This is a genomic window from Carnobacterium sp. CS13, assembly GCF_016653495.1.
GTDB classification, from domain to species: domain Bacteria; phylum Bacillota; class Bacilli; order Lactobacillales; family Carnobacteriaceae; genus Carnobacterium_A; species Carnobacterium_A antarcticum.
The window spans coordinates 1,878,220-1,895,536 of the sequence record NZ_CP067364.1; the positions used below are offsets into that span (position 1 = coordinate 1,878,220).

The 17,317-nt window shown below is 38.8% G+C and carries 16 protein-coding genes; 8 read left to right on the forward strand and 8 right to left on the reverse strand.

What is annotated here, in order from left to right:
• Nucleotides 1-21: 21 nt before the first annotated feature.
• Nucleotides 22-645: a TetR/AcrR family transcriptional regulator gene (locus JHE06_RS08905; protein ID WP_058919002.1), complete on the reverse strand. Its 624-nt coding sequence runs from the start codon at nucleotides 643-645 to the stop codon at nucleotides 22-24.
• Between the two features lie 227 nt (nucleotides 646-872).
• Between JHE06_RS08905 and JHE06_RS08910 the strand changes: the two genes are divergently transcribed.
• A complete protein-coding gene (locus JHE06_RS08910) occupies nucleotides 873-1,496 on the forward strand; it encodes an FMN-dependent NADH-azoreductase (RefSeq protein ID WP_058919003.1) in 624 nt (207 codons plus the stop codon).
• 57 nt (nucleotides 1,497-1,553) lie between these two features.
• Here JHE06_RS08910 and JHE06_RS08915 read toward each other — a convergent pair whose 3' ends face one another.
• Both JHE06_RS08915 and JHE06_RS08920 read right to left on the reverse strand, forming a co-directional pair.
• On the reverse strand, nucleotides 1,554-2,780 hold the full coding sequence (locus tag JHE06_RS08915) for an AI-2E family transporter (RefSeq protein ID WP_058919004.1): 1,227 nt from the start codon (nucleotides 2,778-2,780) through the stop codon (nucleotides 1,554-1,556).
• A 34-nt stretch (nucleotides 2,781-2,814) separates the two neighbouring features.
• Nucleotides 2,815-3,174: a PTS glucitol/sorbitol transporter subunit IIA gene (locus JHE06_RS08920; RefSeq protein WP_058919005.1), complete on the reverse strand. Its 360-nt coding sequence runs from the start codon at nucleotides 3,172-3,174 to the stop codon at nucleotides 2,815-2,817.
• A gap of 241 nt (nucleotides 3,175-3,415) precedes the next feature.
• Here JHE06_RS08920 and JHE06_RS08925 point away from each other — a divergent pair, with 241 nt between their 5' ends.
• The 5 genes from JHE06_RS08925 (at nucleotide 3,416) to JHE06_RS08945 (ending at nucleotide 9,552) form a co-directional block, all read left to right on the forward strand.
• On the forward strand, nucleotides 3,416-5,536 hold the full coding sequence (locus JHE06_RS08925; protein ID WP_201088557.1) for a CDP-glycerol glycerophosphotransferase family protein: 2,121 nt from the start codon (nucleotides 3,416-3,418) through the stop codon (nucleotides 5,534-5,536).
• A gap of 142 nt (nucleotides 5,537-5,678) precedes the next feature.
• Complete coding sequence (locus JHE06_RS08930; RefSeq protein ID WP_058919008.1) at nucleotides 5,679-6,713, forward strand: lactonase family protein; 1,035 nt, start codon at nucleotides 5,679-5,681, stop codon at nucleotides 6,711-6,713.
• Nucleotides 6,714-6,903: 190 nt separating this feature from the next.
• Nucleotides 6,904-7,806 (forward strand): VOC family protein, encoded by a 903-nt coding sequence (locus JHE06_RS08935; RefSeq protein ID WP_201088558.1) that lies wholly within the window; start codon nucleotides 6,904-6,906, stop codon nucleotides 7,804-7,806.
• Between the two features lies 1 nt (nucleotide 7,807).
• Complete coding sequence (locus JHE06_RS08940) at nucleotides 7,808-8,794, forward strand: ring-cleaving dioxygenase (RefSeq protein WP_201088559.1); 987 nt, start codon at nucleotides 7,808-7,810, stop codon at nucleotides 8,792-8,794.
• A gap of 134 nt (nucleotides 8,795-8,928) precedes the next feature.
• Nucleotides 8,929-9,552, forward strand: coding sequence for a flavin reductase family protein (locus JHE06_RS08945; RefSeq protein WP_058919011.1), 624 nt, complete (start codon nucleotides 8,929-8,931; stop codon nucleotides 9,550-9,552).
• Nucleotides 9,553-9,821: 269 nt separating this feature from the next.
• Here JHE06_RS08945 and JHE06_RS08950 read toward each other — a convergent pair whose 3' ends face one another.
• The gene (locus JHE06_RS08950) at nucleotides 9,822-10,325 is read right to left on the reverse strand and encodes a PTS sugar transporter subunit IIA (RefSeq protein WP_058920252.1); all 504 of its coding nucleotides are present in this window, start codon (nucleotides 10,323-10,325) and stop codon (nucleotides 9,822-9,824) included.
• 299 nt (nucleotides 10,326-10,624) lie between these two features.
• Here JHE06_RS08950 and JHE06_RS08955 point away from each other — a divergent pair, with 299 nt between their 5' ends.
• Together JHE06_RS08955 and JHE06_RS08960 are read left to right on the forward strand one after the other, a co-directional pair.
• Entirely contained in the window at nucleotides 10,625-11,605 is a 981-nt protein-coding gene (locus JHE06_RS08955) for a YeiH family protein (RefSeq protein WP_058919012.1), read from the forward strand.
• Between the two features lie 154 nt (nucleotides 11,606-11,759).
• The gene (locus tag JHE06_RS08960; protein WP_058919013.1) at nucleotides 11,760-12,584 is read left to right on the forward strand and encodes an undecaprenyl-diphosphate phosphatase; all 825 of its coding nucleotides are present in this window, start codon (nucleotides 11,760-11,762) and stop codon (nucleotides 12,582-12,584) included.
• A gap of 51 nt (nucleotides 12,585-12,635) precedes the next feature.
• Here the strand turns inward: JHE06_RS08960 and JHE06_RS08965 are convergent, their stop codons facing one another.
• From JHE06_RS08965 to JHE06_RS08980, 4 genes are all read right to left on the reverse strand, one after another.
• Nucleotides 12,636-13,496, reverse strand: a complete 861-nt coding sequence (locus JHE06_RS08965) for a MurR/RpiR family transcriptional regulator (RefSeq protein ID WP_201088560.1) — start codon at nucleotides 13,494-13,496, stop codon at nucleotides 12,636-12,638.
• Between the two features lie 83 nt (nucleotides 13,497-13,579).
• On the reverse strand, nucleotides 13,580-15,091 hold the full coding sequence (locus tag JHE06_RS08970; protein ID WP_058919015.1) for a PTS transporter subunit EIIC: 1,512 nt from the start codon (nucleotides 15,089-15,091) through the stop codon (nucleotides 13,580-13,582).
• Between the two features lie 26 nt (nucleotides 15,092-15,117).
• Nucleotides 15,118-16,008, reverse strand: a complete 891-nt coding sequence (murQ, locus tag JHE06_RS08975) for an N-acetylmuramic acid 6-phosphate etherase (RefSeq protein ID WP_058919016.1) — start codon at nucleotides 16,006-16,008, stop codon at nucleotides 15,118-15,120.
• An 18-nt stretch (nucleotides 16,009-16,026) separates the two neighbouring features.
• The gene (locus JHE06_RS08980; protein ID WP_058919017.1) at nucleotides 16,027-17,091 is read right to left on the reverse strand and encodes a DUF871 domain-containing protein; all 1,065 of its coding nucleotides are present in this window, start codon (nucleotides 17,089-17,091) and stop codon (nucleotides 16,027-16,029) included.
• Nucleotides 17,092-17,317: the final 226 nt, after the last annotated feature.

Below are 17,317 nucleotides of genomic sequence, written 5' to 3' on the forward strand. Positions count from 1 at the left end.
TATTGTTTTCCTCCTAATTGTTCAATCTTTTTTAACACCTTGTTCGATCCATTTCAACTTTTTATTAAATATTAAAATGGTTTCTTCTTGCGAATATTGTTTGTAAAAGCCTTCTCCAATCGTATTGAATAACATAGACATCACTAACTTAATCAGCATAGGAAAATCTTCTTCTTTCTCCAATTTCATTCCCTCGATATTGATGTATTCCTTTAGTTTTTCTTTGTGGAAATTTTTTTTCTGACCACAATGTCTAACAGATTCAGGAGTAACTTCTTTAGTGGTTCGATAATCCATGTGTAAGAATAAATGCTTAAAAAATTCAACATGTTCTTCGTCCATGATCAAAGCGAGTGTTTTTGGGAAAAAGATGCGATAACCGTCAAACAGATTGCCTTCCGCTTCCTTGAAGCTGTCGAACAACATCTCTTGCGTATCTTGTTTCAATAAACTCAGATAATAATAGTACAGATCTTCTTTATCTTCAAAGTACTGATAAAAACTGCCCCGTGAAATATCTGCTTTTTTGATAATGTTATTGATGGATGCTTCGTTTAAAGGAACTCGAGAAAACTCTGCTGCTGCTGCTGCTAATAAGCGGCTTTTCTTGCCTTCCGATAGATTAAAATAAGTTTTTGTTGGCACGTTTTTCCTTCCTTTCAACGTACAAAAAATGACACCTCGTCATATGACACTTTGTCATTATAGGAGACTATGAAAAAAAAATCAAGTATTTTTCTCTTGTTTTTTCATGAATCCGTTTTATACCGTCATTTTTTTATTGCAACCGCTACTTATCTTTAGTAAGATAATAAAGAATAAAGTTCGTTATCCTTTTCATCACAAAGACAAAAGAAAGAAGGATGTTCAAAATGACTAAATTACTAATTGTTAGGGCCCATCCATTAACCGGTGAGGTTTCACGTTCAATGAAAGTAACGGATGCTTTTGTTGAATCTTATAAAAAGAAAAATCCTGATCATGTTATAGAGGATACTAATTTATACGATATGGCTGTACCGGAAATTGACCGCAACTTGCTTGACGCTTGGGCTGCTCTTGGTTCTGGCACTCCATTTGATAAATTATCAGAAGTTCAACAGGAAAAAGTTACTTTATTCGGCAATTATACAGATAATTTTTTAACTGCCGATAAAGTCGTCGTAGCTAATCCTTTATGGAACTTAAATGTGCCAGCCCGGTTAAAAGCCTGGGTAGATACAATCAACGTTTCTGGGAAAACCTTTAAATACAATGAGTTGGGCCAACCAATCGGTCTGGCTGCAGATAAAAAAGTTTTGCACATTCAAGCCAGCGGCGGTACTTATGCCGGTCAAGATCCTGCCAGTATCTACATCAAAACTATTTTTAATTTTATTGGCGTTTCCGATTTTCATGAACTATTCGTAGAAGGAATGGATTTTGCTCCAGAAGACGCTCCAAAAATCGTTGCTGACGCAGTAGCAGAAGCAACAGCTTTAGGCCAAACCTTTTAACCAAATAATTCAAAAAAAAAAAACACCGAAAAATATTCCGGTGTTCTTTTTTTTAGATTATTTTTTCTTTTTTTTCCGTTTAAAGTGCTTCCTTTTTTCAATCGGAAGACTTGGCTCATAGGCCGGATTATAATCGTGTTCATATAAGCCGGAATGTTGTTGGTACCATTGGAAGAAATGCTCAAAAATAACTTTTAAGACTGCATATCCAGGAATCCCTAGAATCACTCCGGGAATACCGAACAATTTTCCTGAAGTTAACAACACCACAATAATGGTTACTGGGTGAATGTCTAAGTTGCTGCCTAAAATTTGAGGTTGAATAACTCGTCCTTCAATCATCTGTTCAATAGCAAAAACGATCAAAACTTTTGCTAACATCACAGGTGAGGCGACAAATGCGATGATCACGACGGGCACCATCGCCAGAAATGAACCTAAATAAGGAATCAAATTCAAAAAACCTGCCATAACAGCCAATGTTACCGCATATTCAAGACCCACAATAGCGAATCCAATCCAAAACATAAGAGCCACAAAAAATGCGACTAGCAGTTGTCCCCGAATGTATTGACTGATTTGTGTATTGATTTGGCTTAATAAATTATAGGTGTTTAACCGCATTTTTGTTGGGATAAACTTCATCATATGATACGGCAAATCGCGGCCGTCCTTTAATAAGTAGAATAAGATGAACGGCATAGTGATCAACGCTATAAAAACGTTCGTTACAGCTCCTACCACGCTTCCTATACCAGAAACAGTAGAATTCACTACATTTGTTGCTTGTTTAGAAATAGACGACATAATGTTTTGATTGATATCTGTCAGTTGTTCTTGGAACTGAGAAAAAACATCGCTTCTTACTAACGCATCGGCTTGGATGACAACACTTTCCCAGTACTGCGGCCAGTTTTTGATGATACTCAAGGTTTGTTCTTGAATAATCGGGATCAAGGTAGTCACGCCCCAAACAACCAAAGCAATAATCACTACAAAAATAATCAGAATACCGCCAACCCGTGGAACTTTTTTCATTTCTATCCAATCAACCAATGGATTTACTAAATAATACAAAATACCAGCCATTAGAAGAGGCAATCCGATCACCTCAATAAAACCTTTAAGGGGATCAAAGACATAAGTGATCTTTGAAAAAACCAATATATTCAGCAATATCAACAATGAGACCAATAAAATAGTCACCACTTTGTTATTTAAAAACCATCTCCAAAACCAAGTAGCAACAGTTTTGACTTTGACTTTTTCTTGTTCTTGTTCCATCCGGTTCTCCCCCCTCGGTTCCAGCGTTTATTTATTATTTTGCGTAATGAATAGTAGTACCAACCGCTACTTTTGGCAAAGTAAACGGTTCTAAGTAGATCCCGCTTGCTAATTTATCTTCCTCAGGAACTTCAGAGAAGTTTAAAGTTACGTGACCGATCGTATTTAGATTTTCATTGGCTAAAGCGCCTACTTCTAAAATAGTATAAACTTGTTCATCAAATGTAATGGTTTGACCTGGTTTTAAGTCCACTCTCTCTTTATCTTTTTCAAAAGACTGAATAATAGAAACCGTTCGAAGATCCTCCGTTGCTTGTTCTCCAAATAAAATAATAATAGGGTCTTTCTGAGTGATTGCGTGTTCGCCAATGGCGGTGATTTTTCCAACTAACATCCTATCCATTCCCTTCTTAAACTATACTTAACTTGTTACTCTATATTTTAACATAATTCAGGGTTTTAATGGTAAAGAAAGACACATTTTGTCTCGGGAGGTTTGAAGTTTGGCCCTTTTTTTAGTTTTTCAATCAATTTTTCCATACATTTGACCGAAACCGTTTGCCACCTGTTGAATGGACTGGTATGATAAATTTAGTGAATCATCGCTAACTATGCGATATTGGGGGTACTATTTTATGTCATCCAGCAAAGACATCCAATCTGAAGAAATCATTGAGCAACAACTTAAAACGATTAAACACCCTTCTTTTTCAATACGCAAAGAAGGCGATACAATTATGACCACTCTTTCCCTTTCGAAAGAGCAAACGCCCAGCTTAAAGGAATTCTATATCCTGCATAGAGAAACAGGGACTCGTTACCCTTTTTTAGCTGAGAAAACAGGCGAATCGACCTACCGTTTTACAGTTTCTATCCGCGAATTTATTCGCCAAAACACTTCAAAAAATCCAAAAGAACATTTTGAGTTTTATTTCGTTATCCAATATTTGGTGAATGACGAGTGGATTCAAAAAGAAGAACCGCTTTCGCTTGATTTATTTGATCATTTTGATTCGTTTGGTTTATCGCAATTTAAGGATGAAGACAATAATATTTATCCTTATTTCAGCCGCAAGACCCATGGCTTTTGTTTTACAGTAAATGTCCCTGTGCGCAGCATTCGTTATATCCATGCTAGTCAAATCAATAAAGTTGAAATCCAAAAAGGCCACTTACACGTTGCTGGCGAACTTATCACGACAGCGATAGCCATTAACCGCGTTGATACGATTATGGTGGGCCGCAAATCAGGTACTCAACGCACCATCCATTCCAATCATCAATTGAATCGCTTGGAAAACGGAACTCATCATTACTTTTACGACTATGAGATCGACGTTGCGTTAGATGACTTTGCCAAGGAATTATTTATTGACAACATTGGCGATGAAGATTTCGACTTTTACTTTGAAGTTTACTTAAATGGTCTGTTTGATCCAACTGTGGTACGCATAGCACACCCACAAGATTTAAAGTCTCGTAAGATTTATAAAGACTACGCTGTTGCATATGGCAAATGGGTTTATCTCTTTGCGCCTAACTTTACTGAACAGTATAACGGGTTAACCTTAGCTGCAACAAAGTACGCTAAAGAGGTTTATGAATATTATCGAGAGATCCAACCGTTTGCTCGTTTAATAAAACCTTTCTATACCGACCGAAAGATTTGGATCATCGGCGAAAAACCAATGGAAGCCCGCAATAACGGCTGGTACTACTTCCGTTACTTACGCGAAACCTATCCTGAACTAGACGTTTATTACGTTCTTGATCCAGATTCGCCTGATTATGAAAAAGTATGCGCTCTAGGGGAAGATCATGTCTTGCCCTTTAAATCGAAGAAATACATCCGAACATTATTGATGGCTCAAATCATTTTGACCTCTGAAGCGCCTTACCACATTTATCCAACGCGCAACCCGCTATGGATAGATACCATCGGTGCTAAACGCGTTCTTTTACAAAATAATGTTTTAGGACTGCAGCCAGTTAAAGCCTCTCTTGGTTTTGACACAAAGCAATTCGAGACAGACCTAGTACTTGTTAGTTCCAAAAACGAAAAGCGTTATGCTATTGAAACGCTGGATTATCCTGAACAGCAAGTAGCCATCACTGGTTTAGCTCGCTTTGATACTCTTTTAGAAGAAAAAGAAGGTGCTTTAAACACTCATCAACTTTTGATTTTCCCGACGGAACAAGAAACTGGACTGCATTATCAAACGGAAGCAATCGACCGAACGGCCAAGCGTTTTCTTAGTCTGTTAGACAACCCTGACTTTAAACGATTTAGTGCAGAACGCGATTTACAAGTGGTGGTCGCTTTGCCGCATGCCATGTTGCGTTACTTGAGCGACTTCTCTGCCTTAAATTGTCAGGTTCTGCTGCAAGAATATGTTGATGTTTTGCAGTTAGTCAAAGAAAGCAGCATTTTTATAACCGATTCTGATCCGCTTGCTTTTGATTTCAGTTTTTTAACGAAACCTGTTTATTTTTATCAGCCAGAGGTGGCTTTATCAGACACGACCAGCCCTATCGCTCCTCGTGAAATTTACTTAAATGAACTGCCGGGTGAGATCACTTCAAATGAAGAAAATCTTATTTATCTTCTAGAACAACTCGGTAAACCTCCTTTCAAACTGAATCGGAAAAATCGGAAAAAAGCCGATGCTTTGATCGAATACCGCGATACTCAATCGAACGAACGGATCTATGCAGCGGTTATGAAGCTGCTAAACCCGCGAAATGCAACGACCTAAACTTTTTCTGTGTTTCTCTTCTAGTTTTTGTTACTAGAAGGGGAACCTTTTTTTGAATTTGCAGGTTTTATTATCATTGTTTTTTCGTTCTATGCTATACTTAATTTATTACTGAATACGAAATCATTAGGAGGAAGTTCATATGAAAGAAACTATCTTTTTAGGAACCTATACTAAACGCGAAAGCAAAGGAATTTATCAAATCCAATTGGATACTGAAAAAAAAGAACTGACAAACTTACATTTTATTGCTAGAGCTGACAGCCCTACTTACCTCGCTTTATCAGGAAATAAAGAAATTTTATATGCCATTTCAAAAGAAAACGGCGAAGGCGGACTGGTCTCTTTTAAAAAGAATGAACGAGACGAATTTGTTCCTGTAGACGCTGTAACGGCTGAAGGAGCTCCTCCTTGCTATGTCAGTGTTGACGATGACCGTTCTTTTGTATATACCGCTAATTACCACAAAGGCGAGATCGCTGTTCTAAAAACTGATGCAGCAGGTCATTTAACGTTATTAGATACGGTTAAACATACCGGTTCTAGTATTCACGAAAACCAACAAAGCCCTCATGCTCACTATAGTGATTTAACACCTGACGGTACTTATTTGGTTGCTTGCGATTTAGGAACAGATGCCGTATACACGTATGCCATCAGTGAAAAAGGCAAATTAACTGAAGTGAGCCGCTTTGACACTGCGCCTGGGGCTGGCCCACGGCACTTAGTTTTTCATCCCAATGGAAAATTTGCCTATATCTTTGCTGAATTAAGCAGCGAGATCATTACCGTGAGTTATGAACCAGAAACAGGTGCTTTCTCGCATATCCAAACGCTCTCTACTATTCCAGTTGAATACACTGGTTTTAATGGCGGAGCAGCTATTCGCATTTCTAATGACGGCCGTTTTGTCTATGCTTCTAACCGTGGCCACGATTCAATCGCTGTCTTCGCTGTTTCAACTGAAGACGGGTCATTGAAACTGATCGAACGGGTTCCTTCTGAAGGACAAATTCCGCGTGACTTTGATTTAGACCCTTCTGGAAAATTCGCAGTGGTCGCACATCAAGATTCAGATAATTTAACGTTGTTTGAACGTAACGAAGAATCTGGAAAATTAACGTTGATTCAAAAAGACGTTTATGCACCTGAATGTGTTTGTGTATTTTTTGAATAAGCAGGACATAAAAAACAATAATAGAAACTCTTAGTGAGTTTTTATTATTGTTTTTTATTACTTCGACTTAATTTATCTCTAATTAAACTTATTTATTGTAAGTGCGTTTTTTCTATGTTACACTAAGATTAACGCAGATCAAAACGATGAACCAACAATTGACCTATTTTGAAATAAAGGAGACTTGACAATGATTAAAGGAATTCATCATATTTCAGCTTTTACAAAATCAGCAACTGCGAACCATCATTTTTATACAGAAATTTTGGGATTACGATTTGTAAAAAATACTGTTAATCAGCAAGACACAAAAATCCGGCATCTTTTCTATGGAGATCATCAAGGCAATCCCGGTACACTTTTAACGTTTTTTGAATACAAGAATATTGGGCATGCCTATAATGAAAATAATTATTTTTCTACTGTTTTTTTAAACGTTCCAAAGGGAAGTTTAGCGTATTGGGAATCACGGTTAAATGACTATTCAATTGTAACAGAATACAATAGTTGCAAGCAGACTTTAGCTTTTGAAGACGATGATTCATTGCCTCTTGCATTCATTGAAACAGATGAAACTATTTTACCTGAAAATGCTACCCGACATTCTGATATACCTGTTGCCTATCAAATCATCGGTTTAGCTGAAGCTTCATTACGAGTTGAAGAACCGGAAAAAACATTAAATTTTTTAACGAATTTTTTAGGTTTAACAAGAACTAAAGCTATTGGACAAGTAGCCGATCCTGCTACTCATTTCCTGACTACAGTCAAACCTAGCTGCAGCAGAGCGGTTACTAGAATGGGACGCGGAACGATTGACCACATTGCGTATTCCGTTGATTCTTCAGAAGCACTTGAAACGCTGCACCAAAAAGCTGAAGAATCTCAGTTAGATATTGAATTGTATGTTGAACGGGGTTATTTCAAGAGTCTTTACATTAAGGAACCCAATCACTTGCGAATAGAGATTGCGACCGAAGGACCTGGCTTTACATTAGATGAGCCAGTGGAAGAATTGGGAAAAAGCTTTTCTTTACCCCCTTTTTTAGAAAATAAACGAGCAGAAATCGAAGCTCAATTGGAGGAATTTTAATATGAACGAATTAAAAGGGATTCACCACGTCACCGCTATTACAAGCAGTGCAGAAAAAATTTATGATTTCTTTACCTCTGTCTTAAGTTTGCGACTAGTCAAAAAAACCGTCAATCAAGACGATATCCAAACCTATCATCTCTTTTTTGCAGATGATCAAGGCAGTGCCGGAACCGATATGACCTTTTTTGATTTTCCGGGTACCCCTAAAGGGATCAAAGGGACGAATGATATCTCTAAGACTTCTTTTCGTGTCCCAAGCGATGCTGCACTGGATTATTGGATCAAGCGTTTTGCTAAATATGATGTAAAGCATACCGGTATCAAGGAACAATTTGGTGTTAAAACAATATCTTTTGAAGACTTTGATGAACAACTCTATCAATTGATTTCCGATGAAAACAATACCGGTATCGGTTCTGGAGCGCCTTGGCATAAAGGTCCCGTTCCTGATGAATTTGCTATTACTGGCTTAGGGCCCGTTTTTGTACGTATCGCTAACTTCGACTTTTTAAAAGAAGTTCTCGAAAAAGTTCTCCTTTTCAAAGAAATTGCCCAAGAAGGCGACTTTCATTTATTTGAAGTTGGAAAAGGCGGTAACGGAGCGCAAATGATCGTTGAACACAACCAAGTTTTGCCGCAAGCTCAACAAGGTTATGGCAGTGTGCATCACTTAGCTTTCCGTGTGGAAAATCGGGCTGCTCTAGATGAATGGGTCGAACGAATGGCGCAATTCCGATTCCCAACTTCTGGCTATGTCGACCGCTTCTATTTTGAATCGCTCTACGCCCGTATTGCACAAGGCATCTTGTTTGAATTTGCAACCGACGGTCCTGGCTTTATTGATGATGAAGAAAGTTATGAAACCCTTGGCGAAAAATTGGCTTTGCCGCCAGCTTTCCGTAATAAGCGTGCTGAAATCGAAAAACTTGTGCGTCCGATCGACACGGTTCGCAGCAACAAAGTCTTTGAAAAAGAATACCTGTAAGACAAAAAAGGTGTAACTTGGATTAGTTTACAGAAATACAACTATTAACTGAATTCCGCAGTCACGAATGCTTTTGATTTTTCAAGAAGCAGACTGCGGATTTTGTTTTAACAGGAAAAAAGGATGGGATTTATGTGCTTCATTTTACATCAGCTCAATTAACTAAAAAACAACAATACAAGTTTATCAGCGGCAGTGTGATTCCTCGCCCAATTGCTTGGGTTACGACTTTATCAAAAAACGGCGAGGTCGTTAATGCTGCTCCTTTCAGTTTTTTCAGTGCTGCCTCTAATGAACTGCCATTACTAACTGTAGCTATTTTACGAAAATCAGGCGAAATCAAAGATACGGCGCGCAACATTTTAGACCGTGGAGAAGCTGTCGTTCATATCGTAGATTATGATTTGGTTGAAGAAATGAATCGGACCTCTGCTCCTTTAGCCCCTGATGAAAGCGAGCTTGAACGGACAAATTTAACCTTGATAGACAGCCACACGGTCAGCGTTCCAACGATCAAAGAAGCTAAAATCCATTTTGAAGGAACAGTGCATCAATATGTTCCAATCGAAGATGATCATGGAACTGTGGTCACTGACCTCTTCATCATTCGTGTAACAGATTTCTTCTTTGATGAAACTGTGTTTGATTTAGCTAAAGAGTATATTCTCACAGGAAATTTAAATCCTGTTGCTCGTTTAGCTGGTGATCAGTATGCAACATTGAATGAAGAGTATACACTTGTTAGACCAGCTAAATAAAAAGGCTCTTTATCAAATCGTGTTGGTGTCTCTTAGATTGAAATTTCCTTCGGAACTTACGTGTTTGCTTGTAGAAAGCCATTGGACCGCCTGGAGCCCCTTTGGGTCTCCAGGTTTTCAAGGCTACAAGCAGCCACTATTCCTCCAAAAATTTCAAGATTGCAGCATATAGTCATTTCACTTACCAACACCCAAAATGATAGAACCAATAAAAAAAAAGGCCAGAGAAAAGAGTTGCTTTTTCTCTGGCCTTTTTATTTTTTCTATTTTTATGCGTTAGCTGTAACCGATCCTATTTCTGCAGCAGTTGAAACATCGCCTGAAGCAGACAAGTTGAAATCAGATACTTTGTCCATATTTGTAAAGACAACGACCATTGCATTGTCTTTTCCAGCTGCTTCTAATGCAGCTAAGTCAACGGTAGATATAACGGTTTCCGGTGTCACTTGGTCGCCTTCTTTAACGACTGTTTCAAAAGGTCCGCCGCTTAATTCTACTGTGTCTAGCCCCATGTGGAGTAAAATTTCTACGCCGTTTTCAAGTAAAAGGCCTACTGCGTGTTGTGTTGGAAACACACTTAGTACTTTACCTGCTGCTGGTGAAGTGATTTTTCCATCTGTTGGAATAACCGCAAAACCATCGCCCATCATTTTTTGTGAAAAGACAGGGTCAGCAACTTCCTCAATTGGGATCAATTTCCCATTTGCTGGTGCGTATAATTTTACTGGACTATTTTCAGGTGTTGTATCTTTTTTCTTTAAAAAATCAAACATTCCCATGTATATCCATCTCCTTAGAAATTCTATAATTCTTCCCATTAATTTATCCCAATGAAAAGGCTCACTTTATGATACCATAAAGCTCTTTGTTTTTGAAGATAAACGGCACCCTTTCCATTTTTTGTTTATTGGAACCCGGAGCCATCTTTCTTTTTCTATTAGCAGTTATTATCGAACGGCTGAGCTTATAGATACTTCTTAAATCAAGTCTTCTTTTTATCCCCTTTTCGGCTGCTCTTTATTAAAATTGTGCTATAGTTAGATAAGGAAAATTTTGAAAGGAGTTCTTATCTATGAAAAAAGCAAAAGGCCTTATCTTAGCTGGCTTGATTGCCGCTGTTTCTACAGTATTGGGAAACTTTTTCCCCATTATCGGCAGTGCTGTTTTCGCTATCATTATTGGGCTAGTGCTCAAAAACACGGTTGGAGTCGGAGAGGATTTTCAACCCGGAATCAAATTTTCAGCAAAAAAAGTTTTGCAGTGGTCCATTATTTTACTAGGTTTTAGTTTGAATATCCAAGATATCGGCAAAACAGGCGCAACTTCTATCAGTGTCACGTTAGTTACCATTGCTGTTGCTTTCATTGTCGCTTTTTTAGTTGGTAAATGGTTGAAAATTCCAACGAATCTAAAAATCTTAGTCGGCGTAGGCACAGCTATCTGCGGGGGTTCTGCGATTGCTGCCGTTGCTCCGATTATTGAGGCGGATGATGATGAAGTTGCCCTTTCCGTTTCCACTATTTTTCTATTTAACATTCTGGCCGTTTTTCTGTTTCCGTTTTTCGGGCATTTAATGCAGTTGTCTGATGCTGGTTTTGGTTTATGGGCTGGAACAGCAATCAATGATACTTCTTCCGTTGTTGCTGCTGGGTATAGTTTTAGTGAAACAGCGGGTGATTATGCCACTATTGTTAAACTGACACGTGCTACACTGATCATTCCCGTTTCTTTAGTGATTGCGGGTATTCAAATTTTCAAGAAAAAGAAAACCAGTGATACCGTTTCGATCAAACAAATCTTCCCTTGGTTTATTCTATGGTTTTTAGTTGCTTCCATTATCAGCAGTACTGGAATATTACCGGCTGGGTTTATTGCTGCAGCAAAATGGGCTTCTCGCTTTATGATCGCCATGGCTTTAGGATCAATTGGTTTAACAGCTAATGTAAAAGATATGCTAAAAACAGGTACTAAGCCCGTTTTATTAGGTTTGATCACCTGGTTCTTTGTGGCTGTCAGCAGTTTATTGGTTCAAATGATTTACGGACAGCTCTAACCTTTTTTCACTGACTAAAAGAAAATGAGCTCTCTAGAGAATAAGATTCTAATAAAAAGGAGATATTTTACTTAATTCATTTGGAAGTTTAATAAAATTTCGGTATACTTATTTTTGTGTCTTGATAGAATGAAAGAGTCGAAAGGAGTACAACATGGTTTTCATTGAATTATTAAAAGCGATTTTCTTAGGAATCGTTGAGGGAATTACTGAATGGCTGCCAATCAGCAGTACCGGCCATATGATTTTAGTGGAGGAATTCATTCAGTTGGATGCTTCTCCAGCATTTAAAGAAATGTTTTTTGTTGTGATTCAGTTAGGAGCTATTTTAGCAGTTGTTTTGCTTTTCTTCCATAAACTAAATCCATTTTCACCAAAAAAAACAACACAAGAAAAAAAAGATACGATGTCTATTTGGTATAAAGTTATCGTTGGAGTATTGCCTGCAGCTGTTTTAGGCTTATTGTTTGATGATTGGTTGAACGAACACTTATACAATTATTTAACAGTTGCCATCATGCTGATCGTTTATGGAGTACTCTTTATTGTGATTGAAAACCGGAATGCTGGACGTGAAGGTTCTATTAAAACCTTCAAAGATTTAACATATAAAACGGCTTTCTTGATCGGGATGTTCCAAGTCCTATCGTTGATCCCAGGAACGTCACGTTCAGGAGCAACGATTTTAGGTGCTATCTTATTAGGCTCTTCTCGTTACATTGCTGCAGAATATTCTTTCTTCTTATCTATTCCAGTTATGTTCGGTGCCAGTGCATTAAAACTTGTTAAATTTGGCTTTAACTTTACGGGCATGGAGATCGGTATCTTAGTGACCGGGATGGTCGTAGCCTTCCTTGTTTCAGTTTTGGCTATCAAATTCTTGTTGGGGTACATTAAAAATAATGACTTCAAAGCATTTGGTTGGTATCGAATTGTCTTAGGGATATTAGTTATTGGTTACTTTGCTTTATTTGGTTAATAAAAAAGAGGTTCCTCATTTGCTTTTTCAGCAAATGGAGAACCTCTTTTTTTATGCTTCTAAATCATGAGACAAACTCCGAATAGCTTCTTTTGATTTTTCTAAGTTCTCAATCGTTGTATCATAATACTTGGTGGCAAAATCGTAGAACAATAAATCAACAGCATACATTTGTGCTAATAATGAAACAGTGGCGCCGCTTCGCAAAGGCGCTTCATGACTGTTAGCTGTCTTTAACGAAATGTCTGCTAATTGACTTAATGTATTCGTCGTTTCTTTCGTTAATGAAATGGTTTTTATTCCGAGTTTCTTAGCCGTTTTCATCAAAGCGATAACCTCTTGTTTCTCGCCGCTATTAGAAACGCCTAAAAATACTGCATTTTCTTCCGTCACCGACATAGATGTCACAAGCAGATGCTGATCTTGCGAGCAGATGATCGATTTGCCGATCCGGCTGAATTTTTGCTGCAAGTCCAAAGCCACTAAATGAGAAGCCCCGATTCCATAAGTATAGATTACTTTGCTCTCATTAAACCATTGGGTGACTTGCGCTACGCAATCGGCCTTTAGAGTCTGGTTGGTTTCTTTAAAAACATGATGAGTCTGCATTAAAAACTTCTTTTTGATTTGACCCAACTCTTCATTCGGTTGAATTTCACTGTACAATTTTTCTTGGATCCCTTGAGTATCCGCTGATAAATTTAACTTTAACTGAGTAAACCCTTTTAACCCGATCGAATGACAAAAGCGGATAACCGCTGCAGAGCTGGAACCGGCTTGCAAGGCTAAACTCGTGGCATTCATTTGAATCACAGCTGCTGGATCAGCTAAGATCGTAGCCGCAATTTTTTTTTCTGATTGAGGCAGATCAGCCATTTTTTCTTTGATCCTAAATAAAAGATTGCTCTGCATAAGACCTCTCCTTTCATTTCAGTAAAAAGAAGGACCTCTAAATCAACAGACTTAGAGGCCTTTTATCGATTCTTTTAACTGTCTTATCTTACAACACTTGTTTCTTCCAGGTCAACCATCTCAGGGTTTGCTGTTTCAGTTGAAGGCAATTCTGACGGTTCCATTGCTTCTTTAGGAACTCCGAATAAATAGGTCGCCACAAATCCTCCAGCATAAGCCGCTGCTAATCCTAGTGCATAACCCCACCATAAGTTATTAGCAATCAACGGCAATAAAGCCACACCTGATGGTCCAATCGCTGTTGCTCCAATTCCGCCAATTGCGCCAATCACAGCTCCACCGATACCTCCACCAATACAAGCAGTGATGAACGGACGACCTAATGGCAATGTTACTGCATAAATCAGCGGTTCTCCAATCCCTAAAATCCCAACAGGCAAAGATCCTTTGATCATATTCGTCAACTGTTTATTTTTACGGCATTTTACCCAAAGAGCTACTGCTGCTCCAACTTGTCCGCCGCCTGCCATTGCCAGAATCGGCAAAAGCAATGTCATGCCTTGTGTCGAAATCATTTCGATATGAATCGGTGTCAATATCTGATGAAGTCCGAACATAACCATCGGTAAGAACGTTGCACCTAAAACAAATCCGGCAAATGCGCCGCCAACATTCAAGACCCAAGTGATCGCTCCAACTAAGCTAGATGAGATAACACCCGCAATCGGCATGATCAAGAAAATCGTTACAAGTCCAATAACTAATAAAGCAATCGTTGGTGTCACAATAACATCAATTGAATCAGGAATGAATTTACGCAACCATTTTTCAACAATCGCTAAAAGAAAGACTGCAAAGATAACGCCAATGATTCCACCTTGACCTGCAGCTAAATCGCCGCCTGTAAAAATATTTGGCAAAGGCAGTTCTGGGTCCATCCCGGTTAGATAGATGATTCCAGCCACGACTCCTCCGAGTCCTTCGGTTGCTCCAAATACTTTTGCAGCATTGATCCCGACATAGATATTTAAATAAGCAAACAGCCCATTTTTAATAATGTTTAATACAACAACCATGGTTACCCATGTTTCTCCGCTCAACGTCTCCGCTGTCAGCATGTTTTGCATGACAGAGGCGATTCCGCCGATGATCCCCGCACCAACAAATGCTGGAATTAACGGAACAAAGATGTTAGCGATCGACTTTAGTGCTCGTTTAAAAGGGGTATTGTTCTTTTTCTTCTGATCGGCTTTCGTGATTGCGGCTTTTCTTTCTGCTTCTTCGCGGCCAGACAAAGGACCGCTGGATGCTGCTTGAGTCGGAATCGTTTCGCCTAAACGTACACCGGCCATACTGACCATTTCATTGGCAACTTTATTAACAATGCCTGGGCCTAATACAACTTGCAATGTATCATCTTCAACAACTCCCATGACGCCGTCTATTTTTTTTAATCCGTCTAGATCAACGCTTTCATTGTCTTTGATGTCCATTCGTACTCGTGTCATACAGTGAATCACTTTATTAACATTTCCCATACCGCCAACTTGCGCATAGATTTCTCTAGCTAAACGCTGTACTTTTGTTTCAGCCATTTTTATATCCTCCTAGGTTAGCATTCTTATGCAATTGTTTTACGGATAAATCCTTTGGCAGTCGTTAACTTTTCACTGGCTTCTTCCTTGGATGAGTCAGTCAAAATCATAACGATTGCTAATTTTACTTGATGATTTGCTGCTTCAAACATTTCGCTTGCGACGTCATAAGAACACTCCGTCGCTTCCATAATTATACGCTTGGCACGTTCTTCTAATTTTTTATTAGACGGCTTTACATCTACCATTAAGTTCTGGTAAACTTTTCCGATTCCCACCATAGCACCTGTCGATAGCATATTTAATACTAATTTTTGGGCTGTTCCTGATTTCAAGCGTGTGGACCCTGTCAGAATTTCTGGTCCAACTTCAACCTCAATAGGCAGCTTAGCAAATGCACTGATTTCAGCATCTTTATTACATGAAATCGTAGCCGTCATTGCTCCAATTTGATCCGCATACTCCAATCCGCCGATCACATAAGGCGTTCGACCGCTAGCTGCGATCCCGACAACAACATCTCTCTCAGTTAAATCAATCGCTTTCAAATCTTGTGCTCCTAATTCTTTTGAATCTTCAGCACCTTCCACAGCTACTGTCATCGCTTTCATTCCACCGGCAATCAATCCTTGCACCATGCTCGGGTCCACACTGAACGTCGGTACGCATTCAGCTGCATCCAGTACCCCTAAACGGCCGCTCGTTCCGGCTCCCATATAAATTAAACGTCCTTCTTGATTAAATGATTGTATAATAGCATCTACTACTTTAGTGATTTGCGGAATTTCAAGCGAGACTGCCTTGGCAACCGTTTGGTCTTCTCGGTTCATGACCTGCAAAAATTCTGCTGTGGATAATTTATCTAACTCCATCGTTTGCTCATTTCTTGTTTCTGTTGCTAATTTACCTAAATCCATTCTCATAAACTCCTCTTTTTAATTCTCACTCAATTGAATCTCGAACTGTTGGCCAGCAGTACACCAATCCAATAATGATGTATCCTCTGGAATAATCTGAGCCACAACATTTACTTTCTCATCGGCCGATAACTGACGAACCACTACTTGAATTTCACCCATGTAGCGGCCGTAAAGCTGGTTATCCAAGGTAATACTGCCTTTGGGCCGAGGCTTCGGATCTTCAGGTAGAACCGTGCTTATTTTCTTGAATCGAGCATCCGCACTACGCAATACATCTCGTGCTGGATCCCAACGATTCTGATGGTGGCCTAAAACAGCCTGTGTGTAAGCAGAGTCTTTTTCAGGTGCGGCAAACAGCAGCAAATGATCCTTATTAAAATAAGCCTCAAATTGCCGTTGTGTTTTATCGTCTATTTTTGGATCGCCGATATAGACATCCTCTACTAAACAGTCCCTAAGCAATTCAAGTGTTGCTGCCAACGGGTGCATATGACGTTGTTTCTCGAGCGTCGGCAAACTCTCAAACAAAGGCCCTCTTAATTCTGCATTTCCAGGAACAAAAGCCATTACACGAAATCCTAATTGTTTCAGCCAACTGTTTTTAGCAATAAAATCAACTTTAGCCAATCCTGTTTCCGGCCTTGGATAATAATTATGCCATGCTTCCAATTGTTGAAAATCAGCTTCAGCGGCTCTTAGCTCTGCCACATCTTTATCGGTGATCGTACTAGCGTTCAGCGAGATCTTCATGACTTTTGATAAATCAGCAATAACTCGATTCGAAATGCCATAATCTATTCGTAAACCTGTGATACCTGTCGCGGTTATTTCTGCCGGATCATCAAAAGACAAACCAATTTTGGTTAAAGCAGATCCTGAAATATCCACCATCAATTCCATACCTAATTTTTTAGACCACTCTCCTAATGTGATCAATCGTTTTAGGTACTGTGTGCTGTCGTCTTCTGGAATATGCAGCGAAGAAAAAATACCTTTAAATCCAATATTTTTCATTGTGACGAGATAGTCTTTTGTCTCCTCGCTTAAATCTTCTCCAAGGAAGACTGAAACACCTAGCATAGAACCCCTCCTTTGAAAACGTTTTATTTGATAAATTCATCATACCATGTTGAAATAATATTTCAAGTTTTTTCTATCAAAAAATAAATTTTGGACCAATCGTCTATTGAAGCCTATAAATTCCTTTTGGGTAAAGCAATTAACAACCTATACCACATAATTAAAGTTCAACACTCACTTTTTTATCAGTGTCATTTCTTACTGTCTATTTTTCATAAAGCACTAC